Source organism: Geodermatophilus sp. SYSU D00779 (assembly GCF_054050595.1).
This window is the reverse complement of record NZ_JBJGZQ010000011.1, coordinates 77,331-92,571: the sequence shown is the minus strand read 5'-3', so window position 1 is coordinate 92,571 and position 15,241 is coordinate 77,331. Positions and strand designations below refer to the sequence as shown.

Annotated in this window: 20 protein-coding genes; 2 read left to right on the top strand and 18 right to left on the bottom strand. The window is 74.5% G+C overall.

The window, feature by feature from the left end; all coding sequences use genetic code 11:
- Positions 1–186 precede the first annotated feature (186 nt).
- From ACI79G_RS10865 to ACI79G_RS10855, 3 genes are read right to left on the bottom strand one after another with little or no spacing between them, the layout of a single operon-like run.
- Positions 187–1,968, bottom strand: coding sequence for an asparagine synthase-related protein (locus ACI79G_RS10865; RefSeq protein ID WP_456881139.1), 1,782 nt, complete (start codon positions 1,966–1,968; stop codon positions 187–189).
- Positions 1,965–2,627, bottom strand: coding sequence for a lasso peptide biosynthesis protein (locus ACI79G_RS10860; RefSeq protein ID WP_456881138.1), 663 nt, complete (start codon positions 2,625–2,627; stop codon positions 1,965–1,967). Before ACI79G_RS10860 ends, ACI79G_RS10865 begins: the two co-directional genes overlap by 4 nt.
- 43 nt (positions 2,628–2,670) lie before the next feature.
- Entirely contained in the window at positions 2,671–2,808 is a 138-nt protein-coding gene (locus ACI79G_RS10855; protein ID WP_456881137.1) for a hypothetical protein, read from the bottom strand.
- Between the two features lie 695 nt (positions 2,809–3,503).
- On the opposite strand from ACI79G_RS10855, the gene ACI79G_RS10850 reads away from it, so the two are divergent.
- The gene (locus tag ACI79G_RS10850) at positions 3,504–3,686 is read left to right on the top strand and encodes a hypothetical protein (protein WP_456881136.1); all 183 of its coding nucleotides are present in this window, start codon (positions 3,504–3,506) and stop codon (positions 3,684–3,686) included.
- A 37-nt stretch (positions 3,687–3,723) separates the two neighbouring features.
- Here the strand turns inward: ACI79G_RS10850 and ACI79G_RS10845 are convergent, their stop codons facing one another.
- From ACI79G_RS10845 to ACI79G_RS10815, 7 genes are read right to left on the bottom strand one after another with little or no spacing between them, the layout of a single operon-like run.
- Positions 3,724–4,146, bottom strand: a complete 423-nt coding sequence (locus ACI79G_RS10845) for a ChaB family protein (RefSeq protein ID WP_456881135.1) — start codon at positions 4,144–4,146, stop codon at positions 3,724–3,726.
- 29 nt (positions 4,147–4,175) lie between these two features.
- A complete protein-coding gene (locus ACI79G_RS10840) occupies positions 4,176–4,625 on the bottom strand; it encodes a cupin domain-containing protein (protein WP_456881134.1) in 450 nt (149 codons plus the stop codon).
- 48 nt (positions 4,626–4,673) lie between these two features.
- The gene (locus ACI79G_RS10835) at positions 4,674–5,558 is read right to left on the bottom strand and encodes an alpha/beta fold hydrolase (RefSeq protein ID WP_456881133.1); all 885 of its coding nucleotides are present in this window, start codon (positions 5,556–5,558) and stop codon (positions 4,674–4,676) included.
- Between the two features lies 1 nt (position 5,559).
- A complete protein-coding gene (locus ACI79G_RS10830; RefSeq protein WP_456881132.1) occupies positions 5,560–5,922 on the bottom strand; it encodes an acyl-CoA thioesterase in 363 nt (120 codons plus the stop codon).
- A gap of 26 nt (positions 5,923–5,948) precedes the next feature.
- Complete coding sequence (locus ACI79G_RS10825) at positions 5,949–6,179, bottom strand: hypothetical protein (RefSeq protein WP_456881131.1); 231 nt, start codon at positions 6,177–6,179, stop codon at positions 5,949–5,951.
- A gap of 1 nt (position 6,180) precedes the next feature.
- On the bottom strand, positions 6,181–6,438 hold the full coding sequence (locus ACI79G_RS10820) for a DUF2795 domain-containing protein (protein ID WP_456881130.1): 258 nt from the start codon (positions 6,436–6,438) through the stop codon (positions 6,181–6,183).
- A gap of 10 nt (positions 6,439–6,448) precedes the next feature.
- On the bottom strand, positions 6,449–7,582 hold the full coding sequence (locus tag ACI79G_RS10815; RefSeq protein WP_456881129.1) for a baeRF2 domain-containing protein: 1,134 nt from the start codon (positions 7,580–7,582) through the stop codon (positions 6,449–6,451).
- Positions 7,583–7,734: 152 nt separating this feature from the next.
- Here ACI79G_RS10815 and ACI79G_RS10810 point away from each other — a divergent pair, with 152 nt between their 5' ends.
- The gene (locus ACI79G_RS10810; RefSeq protein ID WP_456881128.1) at positions 7,735–8,097 is read left to right on the top strand and encodes a hypothetical protein; all 363 of its coding nucleotides are present in this window, start codon (positions 7,735–7,737) and stop codon (positions 8,095–8,097) included.
- A 100-nt stretch (positions 8,098–8,197) separates the two neighbouring features.
- Here the strand turns inward: ACI79G_RS10810 and ACI79G_RS10805 are convergent, their stop codons facing one another.
- From ACI79G_RS10805 to ACI79G_RS10770, 8 genes are all read right to left on the bottom strand, one after another.
- The gene (locus tag ACI79G_RS10805; RefSeq protein ID WP_456881127.1) at positions 8,198–9,085 is read right to left on the bottom strand and encodes a type II secretion system F family protein; all 888 of its coding nucleotides are present in this window, start codon (positions 9,083–9,085) and stop codon (positions 8,198–8,200) included.
- The gene (locus ACI79G_RS10800) at positions 9,085–10,014 is read right to left on the bottom strand and encodes a type II secretion system F family protein (protein WP_456881126.1); all 930 of its coding nucleotides are present in this window, start codon (positions 10,012–10,014) and stop codon (positions 9,085–9,087) included. Before ACI79G_RS10800 ends, ACI79G_RS10805 begins: the two co-directional genes overlap by 1 nt.
- Complete coding sequence (locus ACI79G_RS10795) at positions 10,014–11,420, bottom strand: CpaF family protein (RefSeq protein WP_456881125.1); 1,407 nt, start codon at positions 11,418–11,420, stop codon at positions 10,014–10,016. The genes ACI79G_RS10800 and ACI79G_RS10795 overlap by 1 nt, the downstream gene beginning before the upstream one ends.
- Positions 11,421–11,480: 60 nt before the next feature.
- Positions 11,481–12,671 carry an AAA family ATPase gene (locus tag ACI79G_RS10790; RefSeq protein ID WP_456881124.1) on the bottom strand — a complete coding sequence of 397 codons (1,191 nt, stop codon included), beginning with the start codon at positions 12,669–12,671 and terminating at the stop codon, positions 11,481–11,483.
- Positions 12,668–13,402, bottom strand: coding sequence for a Flp pilus assembly protein CpaB (gene cpaB / locus ACI79G_RS10785; RefSeq protein WP_456881123.1), 735 nt, complete (start codon positions 13,400–13,402; stop codon positions 12,668–12,670). The genes ACI79G_RS10790 and cpaB overlap by 4 nt, the downstream gene beginning before the upstream one ends.
- A 9-nt stretch (positions 13,403–13,411) precedes the next feature.
- Positions 13,412–14,377 carry a pilus assembly protein TadG-related protein gene (locus ACI79G_RS10780; RefSeq protein ID WP_456881122.1) on the bottom strand — a complete coding sequence of 322 codons (966 nt, stop codon included), beginning with the start codon at positions 14,375–14,377 and terminating at the stop codon, positions 13,412–13,414.
- Positions 14,365–14,760, bottom strand: coding sequence for a TadE/TadG family type IV pilus assembly protein (locus ACI79G_RS10775; RefSeq protein WP_456881121.1), 396 nt, complete (start codon positions 14,758–14,760; stop codon positions 14,365–14,367). Before ACI79G_RS10775 ends, ACI79G_RS10780 begins: the two co-directional genes overlap by 13 nt.
- A 99-nt stretch (positions 14,761–14,859) precedes the next feature.
- On the bottom strand, positions 14,860–15,105 hold the full coding sequence (locus ACI79G_RS10770; RefSeq protein ID WP_456881120.1) for a Flp family type IVb pilin: 246 nt from the start codon (positions 15,103–15,105) through the stop codon (positions 14,860–14,862).
- Positions 15,106–15,241: the final 136 nt, after the last annotated feature.

Below are 15,241 nucleotides of genomic sequence, written 5' to 3'. Positions count from 1 at the left end.
GCGTTCCTTGACGACACATGACCTCCTCAGCACGGAGAGTCATGACTCCTGTGCGCAACAGGCGAAGAGCCACCGTGTCGACACCTGCGGTCGTCGACGTGCCGACCACCGGCTGCGTCTGGTGGCAACTGCGGCGGGGTTCGGCCGGGCGGCACGAGCGAGCACCCATCCGCGCCTGCGAGCCGGCTACGCCGACGGTCCACCACTCCGTGGACCACCCGTCGCGGTCGGGATCCGTTGCGCCTCCTGGAGCAGCCACCGCGCCAGGGTCAGCGCGAGGTTGAGCTGGTGCATGTCCGGAACGGCGAGTCCACCCAGGGCACCGCGATCGAGGGTGGCCACCACGGCCTCGGCGTCCAGGATGCCCAGATCGGCGACGGCGGGATCGCGGACCAGCTCGACCAGCCGGTCCCGGTTGCGCAGCAGCCCACGGTAGTAGACCTCGTTGAAGTGACCTTTGCGCCGTCGCGTCAGGATGGGCTCGGGCAGCGCGCCGTGCATCGCGGCACGCAGCAGCGGCTTGCTCGGCTCCGGGTCCGGCCGGGTGTTCGATATGACCCTCAGCCCCGTCCGCAGGACCCGCAGGTCGAGGAACGGGTGCGCGACGACCAGGCCGACGGGGTGCGCCACCGCCCACCGGACCGGGTCGCCGATCCGGCTGCGGATGCCGGCCAAGGCGAACTCGACCGCGGCCACGGGATGCGGGGCGGACTGGGACGCAGCTCGTTCCGAGAGGCGCTCGACGAGAGCCGTGTGCCGGGCGAACTCCGGCCTGACGTACGAGGGGACATCGGATACGCGACGGCGCCGGCGAGTGAGCAGGGGGTCGACCCCGAAGGGCCGGAGCACCGTCCAGGGGTTGGTGTTGTCCGCTGCCGCCCAGCGACGCGCCTCCCGCCACGCCCCGGCCAGCCGCCATCGCCGCAGGTCGTCGGCCAGGTGGAAGGGATGGACGTCGAGCACCTCGTCGGCCCCGATGCCGGTGAGGACCCGCTCGGCCTCCGCATCGGACGCCGCCAGGGTCAGCGCCCGGTCCATGCTCATGCGCCACAGCCCGGGGTGGGGCTCGTCGTGCTGCGGTGGGTCGGCGAAGGCGTCGAAGTCCAGCAGGTCGTCCCCGTCGAGTCGCACGGAGGGCATGCCGGGTGCGATGCCGAGCGCGTGCTGGACGTACGGCGTCTCGCGCGCGAGCAGGCGCAGGTCCCGGTAGACGACCGAGACCCCGGCCACCAGCGCGCACCGGCCCTGCGCGGCGACGTCGGCCGCGCAGCGCAGCACGGCCGACGAGTCGAGACCGCCGGAGACGTGACATGCGACGCGACCGACCGCGCGTTCCTCCACCGCGGCAGCGAGCACCTCGCGGTACTCGGCTGCGAGGTCGGGCAGTGCTCCGCCTCGCCCGGTCGGCACCTCGATCGACGGGAACAGGGGCTGGACGCAGACCGTCAACGCCGGGAGGTCGATCTGCAGCGACGCACCGGCCGGGACCCGCTCGACCCCCCGGAACGGAGTGCTCGTCCCGGCCGGCTCGTTCACCGGGGACCGCCCCGCCAGGTAGTCGGCGAGATGGTCGAGGTCCAGGTCCGGCCGGTGGCCCCGCCTGCCGTGCAGCGCGGCGAGGTCGGTCGCCACGACCACGTGCGCGCCGAGACGCTCGTGGTAGAGCCGATGCCCCCCCATGGGATCACGCGCCGCGACGAGTCGACCGGCGGGCCGGTCGTACAGCAGGAAGGCGAAGTCGCCCTCCAGAGCGGCGAGACCCGCCCGCCCCCCACGGCGGTAGACGCGAGCGACCCGCTCGGCGTCGTCGGGCCGGCCCGGCCCCACCTGCAGGTCCGCCCGGTAGTGCAGCTCACCGAGCAGCACCACGGTGAGTCCACCACCGGAGAACCTGGACACCAGCCTGCCCGTCGCCGCGAGGGCGGCGCCGGCCGCGTCGACCGTCGCGACGAGCAGACCACCGCTCACCGGTAGAGGGCCACGGTGTCGAAGGCAGCGCACACGTCGGGGAGGTCACCGAGGACGACGCCGCCGTCGTCGAGGACGCACCAGCTGTGCGTCGCCAACGGGTAGAAGCTGAGCCCGAGCGCCACGGCAGCCCCCAGCCCTGCTGCCCGCGCCTCGGCCAGGCAGACCACGGCCCGTTCCTTGCACGTGTGCCCGAGGACGCTGCCCGTGGCGGAGCGGCGCACCCGTCGGTCGATCTCGGCCCCGGACGAGCCGCCCGGAGGGTCCCGGGTCGGCAACGCCGTCCACCAGCCGAGCGTCCGGGACCACCCCACCGTGGCGAAGCAGACCCGTGCAGCCGCCAGCAGCACCCAGGCCCTCAGGCGGGGGTGCCCGACTCGGCGCAGGAGGGACAGCCCTGCGACGACGAACGGATCGACCCACTCGCCGCGTCGGACCGCCTCCACGGTGCCGATGCCCTGAGGCAGCTGCTCCAGCAGCTCGTCGAGATCGGTCGCGACCCGCTGCTCAGGGACCCCGTAGAGCCGCGCCGTGGTGCGCACGGCCTCGGACCGGCCCCGGCTCGCCACCTCCCAGAGCAGCTCCGCCGCGATCTGGTCGAGGACGTGGAACGACCCTGCGAGGTCGAGGAGCCTGCCACTGCCGTCCGGCGCCCGCACCAGCAGGACGTCGGGGCGGAGGCGGATGGCCGCGCAGGCTCCCTCAGGCCTCCGTGTAGTAGCCGGTGAAGGCGTCGCTGTACTTGCCGGTGAGGTCCCCGCGGACGAGCTTGGTGGCGGGGCCGACGGAGAACGCCCGCGGTCGGGAGTACTCCCGCTGCTCGGCGGCATCACGAGTCACGGTCTCTTCGCGAGGGCCCGACTCGGCCAAGCCGCTGTCTTGACGTGCATCGGTGACGGACACGGGGTGCCTCCTGAGGACCTGGACGGTCGGCCAACCCATCGGTGAGGTCACACGCCTGATGTGACTCTCGTCACTGTACGTCATCGCCCAGGCATTGTGACCCTGCCGAAGGTCCCGAGGCCGCATGCGACACCGGAGTCCGTGCCGCCGTCGAGGACGCTCCGCGAACGGTGAGAGGCACCAGAGCTGCGCTCGTCGGGCCCGAGCGTGAGAGCCATGGGCCGGGCGGTCGGTCCCCTGCGGGCGTCCAGCCACCCCGCGACGCCATCAGGCACTTCTCCCTGGCGTGGGCGGCCGGCGCGGTCGCTAGAGTCCGTCCGTGGGCACGATCCCCATCGCGTGGTCCGCCGATGGCGGCCGCAGCGGCCGGCGCCCGTGGGTCGAGCACCCGTAGTGGACCCGGACGACTGGTCCAAGGTCGTGCTCGCGGTGATCCCGGTGGTGGGCGCCGTGGCCAAGCTGCTCCGGGGCGCGGTCCAGGGGCGCCGCGGTCGGTTGGTCGGCGACGCGGACCTGCTCGCGAAGCTCCCCCGGACAGCGCCGCGTACGAGCGCCTGCTGGGGCACCTGGACGCGGAGGTCGCGCGCATCATCCAGGAGGAGGACAGGAAGCGGCGTGACGTCGTCGGAGTCGTGCTCGGCGTGGCCCTCCTGGCCGGGGCAGCAGCCCTCGCCGTCTCGGCGTGGCACAGCGACAGGGACGTCTCCCCGTTCCTGTGGGCGGCAGCTGCGGTGGTCGCGTTGCTCGGCACGGTCGGCCTGGTGGAGGACGCGACACCGCGGGCACGGGACGACGCGGGTCGCCCCATCACGTAGGCCTCACCTCGCGCCCCCGCCCCCGAGGAGGTGAGGACTAGTTCTCCCGCGCCTCGGCGGTCGCCTTGTCGTTGGCCTTCTGGATGGCGTCGACCAGCTCGTCCTTGGTCATCGAGGAGCGGCCGCTGATGTCGAGCCGCTTGGCGACGTCCATCAGGTGTTCCTTGGTGGCGTTGGCGTCGACCCCGCCCTTGGTCTCGCGGTCGGTGTCGCGGCCGCCCTCGGCCTGCGCGTCGCTGGGACCCTTGCGGTCCTTCGGCTCCCAGTGGTCGCCGACCTTCTCGTGGGTGTGCTTGACCGCGGCCCAGGCGACCTGGTTGGCGCGCCGCTCGTCGTCGTAGGAGTCCATCGCCGAGTCGTGGGCCTTGGCGAAGGTGCGCTGCGCCTTCTCGTCCGAGCGCTGCAGGGTGCTGGGGATCTCGTCCTGCTTCGCGTCCCCGCTCTTCGTCGTCTTCGGCATGCCGGGCCGTTACCCGCCGCCCGTGGGCGTCAGTCGCCGTCGCCCAGCCAGGTGACGCCGTGCTCCCGGGAGGCCCGCTCGTAGGCCTCGCCGGGCGACGCCCCGGTGCGGCTGGCCTCGGCGAGGACGCGGAAGAAGCCCTCGAAGCCGGCCGGGGAGGTCGCGCACAGCAGCCGGCCGGTGCGCGGGACCACGCGCCGGTGGGAGTGCGGCACGCCGTGCGGGAGGAACACCGTCCCGCCCGGACCCACCGTCAGCTCCTGGTCCCCGCACACGAAGACGTGCTCGCCCTCGACGACGTAGTAGAGCTCGTCGGTCTCCCGGTGCACGTGGCGCGAGGTGTCCAGCACCGGTGTCGCCTCCTCGAAGAGGGTGAAGGCCCCACCGGTGGTATCCGCGGACGCGCGGACGACGATCGTCGTCCCCCAGAGCTCCAGGCGCTCCCCGCTGTCGTGGTCCACGGCGAAGGGAGCGGCCATGCGGGGACGCTACGCCGGGTTGCCTCCCCCGTCACCGACCTGTCGCGATCAGCTCGTCAGGAAGGGGACCAGCGCCGCGACCAGCTCCTCGGGGGCCTCCTCGGCCATGTGGTGCCCGCTGTCGATGCGGCCGCCGCCGCGCAGGTCGTCGGTCCACCCCGTCCAGATGGCGCGCGGGTCGCCGTGCAGGTCCTCGAGGTCGTCGCGGGCGGACCAGAGCACCAGCGTGGGGCAGGCGACCCGCCGTCCGGCGGCCCGGTCGGCCTCCTCGGCGGCGCGGTCCACGGTCAGACCGGCGCGGTAGTCCTCGAGCATGGCGTGCACGGTGGCGGGGTCGGCGATCGCGCGGCGGAAGTCCGCGTGGTTCTCCTCCCCCATCTGCGCGGCCCTCCCGGGGGCCAGCGCGCCGTACCAGGCGGCGGGGTCGGCGCCGATGGCCCGCTCGGGCTTGTCGGGCTGGGCGAAGAAGAACCAGTGCCACCAGGCGGTGGCGAAGCGGGCGTCGGCGCGGTCGAGGTGCTCGACGATCGGGATGCAGTCGAGGACGGCGAGGTGGGTGACGGCAGCCGGGTGGTCGAGGGCCGTGCGCAGCGCGACGTAGCTGCCGCGGTCGTGCCCGACGACGGCGAACCGCTCGTGCCCGAGGCCGCGCATGAGCGTGACCACGTCGCGGGCCATCGCCCGCTTGGCGTAGGGCGCGTGGTCGTCCGTCGTCGGTGGCGTGGACGACTGCCCGTAGCCGCGCAGGTCCGGGCAGACGACGGTGTGCCCGGCCGCGGCCAGCAGCGGGGCGACCCGGTGCCAGGTGGTGTGCGTGCGCGGGTGGCCGTGCAGCAGGACGACGGGCGGGCCCTCGCCACCGGCCCGCACCCGCAGCCGGACGCCGTCCGCCCCCTCGGCCGTGGTCTCGGCGAACCCGGGGAAGAACGCCACCTCAGCCCTCGGCGAACCGGGACCAGTGGGCGCGCTCGTCGTCGGTCATCGCCCGGCTCGTGTCGGTGGCGAAGTCGAACAGGACCATCACCACGGAGGCGCGGATGGCGACCTCGTCGTCCTGCACCAGCTCCTGCCGCAGGGTGAGCGACCTGGTGCCCAGCCGGGTCACCGTGCTGCGCACGCACAGCCGCTCGCCCACCCGGTAGTACAGCTGGCGCAGGTAGTCGACCTCGAGCCGCGCCAGGATGAGCCCCCGGTCCCCCGGCGCTCCCTCGGCCATCGCCAGCCGCGCGTCCTCGACCAGGCTCAGCGCGCGGGCGTGGTTGACGTGGCCGAGGGAGTCCGGGTCCGACCAGCGCAACTGGACGGCGTGCTCGTGCGGGGCGTTCAGGGCAGGTCCGCGGTCTCTGCGGACTGGCGGTGGGCGCCCTGGGCGTCGTCCGGGTCGGGGTGGACGGTCCGCTCCTCGGACTCGGCCAGGATCACCTCGGCGGCGACCTCCTCCATGCCGCTGCCGCGGAGTTCCTCCTCCTCGGGCAGCAGGTCCGCCCGCGTGTGGACGTTGTGCTCGGTGACGTTGGCCAGCGCCTCGGGGCTGGGCTCCTTGTTGGTGGTCACCTCAGAACCGCTGCTGCTCGGTGCCGATGCCCAGGGCGCGGGCGACGTCCTGCACGTTGTCGAACTGCTGGCCGGACGGCAGCCGGCGCAGGTCGGAGAGCACGCGGTCGGGGGCGTTGCCCTCCTGGGCCTTGGCCACGAGCGCGTCCTTGTCGGCCGGCCACACCTCCTTGCCGAGGGCCTCGGCGAGCGCGGCGCGGCGCTCGACGTCGCCGGTGGAGGTGCCGGGTGAGGTGGCGGGCTGGTGCGGGTCGGTCATGTCGGTGTCCTCACTGGGCCTTGGGGGTGGAGTCGTCGGTGTAGCGGAGGATCGCGGCGACCGGGATGTCCCCGGGCATCGCCGCCCGGGGGACGACGACGACGCCGGCCGCGCTCGCCACGGAGGCGGCGAGCAGCGCCCCCTCGGCCCGGACGACGGTGCCGTGGGTGCCCAGGGCGTCCATGTCGTGCTGGTCGACGCCGAGCTCGAGCGGCGAGTTGCCGACGATCAGCGTGTCGTCCGGGTCCTGCTGGTCGGCGAGCACCAGGGTCTCGACCTGGCCCTTGCGCAGCGCCTCGACCACCGCGGCCTTGCCCGTGACGGCCAGGCCGTGGGCGCCGGCGGAGGCCAGCTTCTCCACCGCGTCGGCCTCCTCGCGGGCCTCGTGCTCGGCCACGAGCTCGGCGGCCCGCTGGTCGACCGGCTCGCGGTCGGCGCCGGCGGCCCGGCCGCCCTCGTCCATGGAGACGATGAGCTCCGACCAGAGGTCGCTGGCCCGGTCGGTGAGGATCTGCCGGGCCCGCATGTCGCCGGCGAGGAGCACGAACCGCGGGTGCAGCCGGCGCACCAGTGAGGCGATGCGCTCGGCGACGTTGTCGGCGTTGTGGATCCACTTGTTCTCGGCGTTGTGCTGGTAGCGGTGGTGGGCCCAGCCGCCGCCCTGGAACTTGCGGATCTGGAAGCTGTCGCCCTCGACCTCGTCCTCGATCTCGGGCTTGCCCACGAGGGTGGCCACCGAGATGTCGGCGCCGACCCGGTCGGTGATGACGACGATGTGCGGCACCCGTCCGGGCAGCTGCCGCAGGATCGGGAGCAGGTTCGGGGTCGGCGACCACTCGGCCACCTCCTGCCGCGGCGAGTCCACCAGCGGCTGGTCGAGGACGACGGAGCCGTCGGCCGCGACGACGAGGGCCCGGCCCCGCAACGTGGCGATCTCCCCGCCCTCGTTGGCCTCGAGCAGCCGGCTGCGGACCGCCTCGACCACGGTCTCCGGCGCGCCCTGCTCGGTGAGCTGCTCGGCGAGGGCGCGGACCCGCAGCTCCACCTCGGTGTCGGCGTTCTCGGTGGTGTGCGTGACGTCGGCGCACACGGTGGCGTAGGGCCCGGAGGCGGTGAAGACCGGTTCCAGGAAGGACACGTCCATGGGGGTGGGACCACTCCTCGATCGCTGTGGGTCGGGTTGGCGGTTCGGGTCGCGGGGGCTGCGACCCGGGCTGACCCGCCTCCGCCGCCTACCCACCGGCCGTGACCTCACACCCCGGTGTCGATCGGCCGGAGCACGGGTAGGCGGTCGGCATGACCGAGCACGACCAACTGCCGCTGCCCGACTACGACCACCTCCCCGTGGACGGGCTCGCCTCCCGGATCCGCATGCTGGACGCGACCGGCGTGGAGACCCTGCTGGAGTACGAGCGGGCGCACGCCGACCGGCTGCAGGTGGTGACGATCATGGAGAACCGGCTGGCCGCGCTGCGCGAGGGCGCCCAGCCCTCCGGGGGCGACCCCGCCACCCCGGCCGCCGACGACCCGGTGCCCGCCACCGCCGGCTCCAAGGTCTCCGAGGCCACCAGCGGCCCGGCGATGAACCCGCCGTCCCAGGGCGACCCGACCAACCCGGCCCAGCCCCGCTCCAGCGGCTCGCACAAGAAGAGCGGCTGAGGGCCTGCGCCCCTCGCCCACGCCGGGTCCTGCGCACTCGTGGCCATCAGCGGCTGATCGCCACGAGTGCGCAGGAGTCGCGGACCGGGGCTCGGGACGGTCAGCCGCCGAAGGCCTCCGCGATGTCCAGGACGGCGGGGCCGAGCAGCACGATGAACAGCGTCGGCAGGATGCAGAGGATCAGCGGGAAGATCACCTTCACCGGGATCTGCATCGCCTTCTCCTCGGCCCGCTGCCGGCGCTTGAGCCGCATCTCGGCAGCCTGGGTGCGCAGCACGTCGGCGATCGAGACGCCGTACGCGTCGGCCTGCACCACGGCACGGATGAAGCGGCGCAGGTCGGGCACCGCCGTCCGCTCGGCCAGCGCCAGGTAGGCCTCGCGCCGGGGCTGGCCCACGGCGATGTCCTGCAGCGTGCGCACCAGCTCCTCGGCGAGCGGGCCGCGGCCGTTGCGCCCGGCCCGCGCCATCGCCGCCTCGAAGCCGAGCCCGGCCTCCACCGCGATGGTCATCTGGTCGAGGGTGTCGGCGAGCTCCAGCGCGATCGCCTGCTGCCGCTCCTGCCCGCGGCTGTGGAGCAGCAGCTCCGGGACGACGTGGGCCACCCCGGTCACGACGACGGCCATCAGCACGGTCAGCGGCCCCGGCCTGGCCGCCACCACCAGCACCCCGAACGCCGCCGCGATCACGGCGAGCACGAGCTTGGCCGCCACCAGCCGGGGCACCGGCCACTCCGCCGGGCGCCCCGCCGCGCCGGCCAGCCGGTTGAGCCGGGCGATCGTGCCGGCCGGGGTGAGCGCGCGGGCGAGCCGCGGCAGCAACCGGGCCCGCGGCCGGGCAGCGGCCGCGCCGGGCAGGTCCAGGCCACGGGTGAGGTTGGCCCGGGCGCGGGCGGCGGCGTCCTGCGGGCGCGCCAGCAGCGCCCAGCCCAGCAGCGGGACGGCGAGGGCGACGGCCAGGGCGGCCGCGAGCACGGGGGTCGGCGGCATCAGAACCGGATCGCCACGGTCTTCTTGAGCCACAGCCCGCCGGCGGTGAGCAGCACGACGACGGCCGCGATCATCAGGTAGCCGGCGAGGCCCTCGGTGAAGCCGGCCAGGTAGGCGGGGTTGGTGACCGACAGGAAGCCGACGATGCCGAAGGGCAGGGCCATCAGCACGACCGCGGACAGCTTGCCCTCGGCCGACAGTGCCGTGACCTGACGGCGGATGGCGTTGCGCTCGCGGATCGTGTGGCCGACGGTGTCGAGCACCTCGGCCAGGTTGCCGCCGACCTCGCGGTGGATCCCGATCGCCTGCGCGACCCAGCGGAAGTCGTCGCTGGCCATCCGCTCGGCCACCTCGTCGAGGGCGTCGCCGAGGTCGCGGCCCACCCGGGTCTCGTTGACGATGCGGGCGAACTCCTCGGCGGTCGGCGACGCGGCCTCCTGCGACACCGAGTCGACGGCGCGCAGCAGACTGTGCCCGGCGCGCAGGCTGGAGGCCATCAGCTGCAGCGAGTCGTCGAGCTGGTCGGCGAAGGCCGCCTGCCGCCGTCCCCGCCGCAGCCCGAGCAGCACCTTCGTGCCCAGCGGGACGAGCGCCGCGCACACGAGCGCGAGCAGTACCCCGCCGAGCAGCAGTCCCAGAGCGCCGAGGACGACGGTGCCCAGGCCCACCAGCAGGACGACGTCCGGCAGCGCCGTCGCCACCCCGGCCCGCTCCAGCGCGGCGGTGCCGCGGGCCACCAGCCCGCGCCGGGCGAGCACCCGCTCCACCGCGGCGCCGGCGGCGGCCGACGCCCCGGCCAGCGGGGACGCCGGCCGGGGAACGGCGGGGTCGAGCCGGGACAGCGGCACCCGCCGCGGCCCGGCGGGGAGGACGACGAGGGCGAGCAGCAGCAGCGCGCCGGTGACCGCGAGCAGGCCCGCGACGAGCATCAGGCCCACCCCCGCCGCGGCTCGACGGTGCCGAAGACCCGCGGCGAGACCCGGATGCCGAGCTCGTCGAAGCGGTCGGTGAACCGCGGCCGCACCCCGGTGGGCACCGGCTTGCCGAGGAAGCGGCCGGCGGCGTCGACGCCTGCGGAGTAGTCGAAGAGGAACGCGTCCTGGAGCGTGACCGTCTCCCCCTCCATGCCCTGCACCTCGGTCACGTGGGTGACCCGGCGGGTGCCGTCGCGCAGCCGGGTCAGCTGGACGACGACGTCGACGGCCGAGGCGATCTGCTCGCGGATGGCGCGCAGCGGCAGGTCCATGCCCGCCATCAGCACGAGCGTCTCCAGCCGGGCGATGGCGTCGCGCGGGGAGTTGGCGTGCACCGTCGACAGCGACCCGTCGTGGCCGGTGTTCATCGCCTGCAGCATGTCCAGCGACTCACCGCCGCGGCACTCCCCGACCACGATCCGGTCGGGGCGCATCCGCAGCGAGTTGCGCACCAGGTCGCGGATGGTGATCGCGCCCCGGCCCTCGATGTTGGGCGGCCGGGACTCCAGCCGGACGACGTGGTCCTGCTGGAGCTGCAGCTCGACGGCGTCCTCGATGGTGACGATCCGCTCCCCCTCGGGGATGAAGGAGGAGAGCACGTTGAGCAGCGTGGTCTTCCCGGTGCCGGTGCCGCCGGAGACGATCACGTTGAGCCGGGCCTCGACGCAGGCGCGCAGCAGCTCGGCCATCTCCGGGGAGAGGGTGCCGAAGCCGATCAGGTCGTCGACGGTGAACGGGTCCTTGGCGAACTTGCGGATGGTCAGCGTCGACCCGCTGAAGGCCAGCGGCGGGATGATCGCGTTGACCCGGGAGCCGTCGGCCAGCCGCGCGTCGACCAGCGGCGAGGACTCGTCGACCCGCCGTCCCACCCGGGAGACGATCCGGTCGATCACCCGGCGCAGGTGCCCCTCGGAGGTGAACCGGGCGGCCGTGCGGACCAGCCGGCCGTCCTGCTCGACGTAGACCGCGTCCGGGCCGTTGCACATGATCTCGGTGATGCCGGGGTCGTCGAGGAGCCGCTGGAGTGGGCCGTAGCCGAGGACGTCGTCGGCGAGCTCCGCGGTCAGCCGGGCGCGCTCCTCGGCCGACAGCGGGACGCGCTCCTCCTCGACCACCTCGTCGAGCTCGCCGAGGACGACGGCGCGCAGCTGCTCCTCGGACAGCGACGGGTCGTTCATCCGGTTGCCCATGCGCTCGAACAGCGCCTTGGCGACGCGGTCCTTGAGCTTGGTGAGCGCGTCGGTGGGAGGCGGTACGGCCACCGGGGCGGCGGCCCGCGGTGCAGGGAGCGGAGCGGGCGCATCGGTCTCGGGCGCGGCGTGCCGCCCCTGGGCCGCGGCCAGCCGGGACGCGAGGTTCACGACGCCGCCCGGTGCACGGAGGCGGAGGTCACGACGCCGCCCGGTGCACGGAGGTGGAGGTCACGACGCCGCCCGGTGCTTGGCGCGGTAGCGGCCGGGCTTGACGATCGGGGTCGCGGCGAACCGGGACACCAGCCTCCGCAGCTCCTTGACCACCGGGTCGCGGCGACCGGAGGCGAGGATCGGCACGCCCTGGTTGGTCGACGCCGGCACCGCGGCCGAGCGCGGCAGGACGACGTCCACCCCGGTGCCGATGGCGGTCTCGACGTCGCGCACCGACAGCCCGCCCCTGGGGTCGGCGAGGTTCATGACCACGTGCCGGCCGGCCGGGATCATGCACAGCTCGCGGAGCACGTCGAGCTCCTTGCGCAGGCCGCGGACGCCCGGGACGTCCATGCTGCTGAGCATGACGACGTCGGTGGCCCGGTCGAGGGCGGCGAGCGTCTGCTCCGACAGCCCCGGCGCGGTGTCGACGACGACGTAGCGGAACTCGCGGGCCAGCGAGGCGAGCAGCCGGCTGACGTCGGCGGCGCTCACCGTGTCGCCTGCGGCCGGGGACTCCGCGCCGCACACGGCGTACAGGCCGCTGGGGTGCTGGGTGAGGAAGGTCTTGAGCACCATCGTGTCCTCGGCCGCCGGGCCGTGCGCGACGTCGGGCAGCGCGTACTCGGGCGTCAGGCCCAGCGCGGAGGCGACGTCGCCGAACTGGACGTCGAGGTCGACGAGCACGGTCGACTGGGGCGCGGCCGCGGTGAGGCCGATCGCGAGGTTGGCCGAGACGGTCGTCTTGCCGACGCCGCCCTTCGGGGAGGCCACGGCGATGACCCGCCCGGTGTAACGGGCGGTCTCCTCGACCGGGCGCAGCACCCGCCGACGTCCGGCCGCGGCCGAGCCGGCGCGCTCGACGGCGGCGCGGATCTCGCCGGCGTCCGCGGTGGGCGCGAGCAGGTCGCGGACGCCGGCCCGCATCGCCTCCTGCCAGGTCTGCGGCGCCGGGTCGGCGAGCAGGACGACGCTGATGCCGGGGCACTGCACGTCGAGCCGGGCGGCCAGGGAGAACACCTCCTGCGGCGGCGCGAGCGGGCCGACCAGCAGGACCTCGGGCAGCTCGCCGTCGACGAGCTGCTCGAACAGCCGGGCCGGGTCGGCGGGCAGCCGGCCGGCGGGCAGCACGTGCACGTCGCCGTCGGTCGCCTGCTTGACGCGCAGGACGAGTTCTTCGTCGGCTGCGCCGAGCACCACGCGACTCATGAGTAGTCCTTGTCGTAGACGTTGGCCGGGGTGAGGACCTCGGTGCCGGTCGGGTCGACGCCCTTCGGCTCGAGGGAGAGCCAGACGGTGCCGTGCTCCATGCCGAAGACGACCGCCTCGGCCGCCTCGGGGCGCAGCCCGAGGGTGACCATGAGGCTGGCCGACGGCGCCGCGCCGCCGGAGGAGGCGGTGTCGGTCCCCTCGCCGTCCGCGACGGCGACCGGCGCACCCTGCACCTGGGTGACCAGGACCCGACTGAGGACGGCGTGGGTCTGTCCCTCGAGGGAGACGTGGACGCCCACGGTGTCCCCGGCCGCCAGCCGGCCGCCGACCGCGCGCTGCGGCTCGAGCAGCAGGCTGACCTCGGCGGCTCCCCCGGGGGCGGGGACCGTGCCGGGTACGCCGAGGTCCTCCGGGACGGCGAAGCGGGCGGCCAGCAGCTGCTCGCCCGGCTGCAGCTCGACGGTGGCGACCCGGCCGGCCAGCTCGCCGAGGTCGGTCACGGCACCGGGGACCGCGGCCTTGGCCGGCAGCCGCTCGGTGCGGACCAGCTCGGTCAGCTGGTCTCCCGGCGTCCCCTCGGCGACCGGCCGGTCGACCACGAGCACGTCCACGGTCTGCACCCCCGCGAGGGCGCGGGCGTCGGCGCCGCGCACGTAGGCCAGGAGGACCACGGCGCCGGTGGCGGCGAGGAGCAGCGCCGCGAGGGCGGCGAGCAGTCGGCGTCTCAACGAGGTCCCCTATCGGACGAGTCGGAGGACCCAGGCACCCAGGGAGGGCGCGCCGGGGCCGGAGGTGAAGGAGTCGCCGGCGTCGACGAAGCGGGTGAAGTAGCCGCGGATGCAGCGGTCCTCGCCCTTGCACGGCTGGCCGGCGTCGTACTGGCCGCCGAAGTGGTAGGCGGTGATCGTGAACGCGGCGTACCCGTAGACGCGGTACCAGGCGCTGCTGCCGGTGCCGCCCGCCTCGTCGAAGATCGGCAGGAGCACGGTCCGGCCCACGAGCGCGGCCACGTCGTCGGTGTCGCAGCCCTGCGACGGGTTGTTGCCCGGCTCGGAGGTGAACCGGCCACCCACCCGGCTGGTGGCCCGGCAGGTGGTCCCGCCGTCCGTGGTGAGCCAGCCGAAGCCGCCGGGGACGAACATGTCCGACGGCCCGGTGCACCCGGTGCCGGACTTCTTGGGCAGCTCGATGGTGCGCGCGGTGGTGGTCGAGGGCAGGCCGCCACCGGTCTGGGCCGAGAACTCGCACCACGAGAAGATCAACGGCAGCATCGCCGTCCCACCGGTGGGCGCGCCCCAGGCGACGGTCGCGCTGGCCACCACCTGCGTCGAGTCGTGGCCGATGACCGGCGCGAACCAGTGCTCCTCGGGCGTGCTGCCGGTCACCGTGACCCGCAGCGGGTCGTGGGCGAGCACCGGCGGGGCGGCGGTGGCGTCGCCGAGGTTGGCGTCCACCAGCGCCTGCGCGGTGGCCCGCATGTCGCCGCAGGCCCCGCGGGCGCAGTCGCGCGCGACCGCGAGGGCCGCGGCGTCGGCCGCCGTCTGCAGCCGCGCCTTCTCCGCGTACACGGCGCCGATGTCGACGGCGATCGCGGTGAACCCGAGGACCGGCACCATCAGCAGCGCCAGGAGCACCGCGGAGCCGCCGCGCTCGCCGGCGAGCCGGCGGCGGAGGGCAGGGAGGTCCTTCCTCAGCCGTTGCACCGCATGACCCCCGTCCCGGTCAGGTCGATGTCCGCGCCGAAGAAGTCGGTGAGGAAGGGCATCGGGTAGTCGACGGTCACCCGCACGTTCGTGGTGGTCGTGCTGGTGAGCGGGCAGGCCGTCGGCGCGACGGTGATCTGCGCGTCGGTGACCGCCGGGTCGAGGGTGGGGGCGGCGTCGCGGACGGCGGCGCGCGCCGCGGCGGGGTCGTTCTGCAGGGCCATCACCCGGGCGCCCTCGCGGGCGGCGGCGGACAGGGTGCCCTGCACCTGGAACGCGTGCCCGAACTCGGCGATGCCGAGCACCAGGACCAGCAGCAGCGGCACGATGAAGGCGAACTCCACGGCACTCGCGCCGTGCTCGTCGCGCAGTCGGGTGCGCACTCCTCCCCCACCTCCTCTCCCGCGGTCGTCGTCCGGGTGCGGCGCGGCGCAGCGGCCCCGGGGGGACGGGGCCGCTGCGCCGTGGCGTGCTGGACCGGGTCAGCCGGCGGCGGGGGCGGCCGGGGTGGTGGCGGCGTCCTCCAGGTCGCCGCCGATGCTGTTGAAGAGGGCCTCGAGCTGGTCGCTCAGGAAGATGACCGCACCGATGATCGCGACGGCGATCAGGCCGACCATGAGGCCGTACTCGACGGCGGTCGCGCCCTTCTCCTCGCGCTTGAGGCGCTCCTCGGCGAACGCGTAGAGCGTGGCGAGTGTGGCGAGCGGGGTGGTGACGAGGTGCAGCACGGGGACTCCTTGGGGGACGGTGCCGGCCGGTCCGGGTCGGGCGACCCGACGTCGCGGCACTTGCCAGGGGGTGTCGAGCCGTCGGATGTCCGGCTTGAGCCCCGTCCACCCGGTCGGCGGACACCGCCCACCTGCC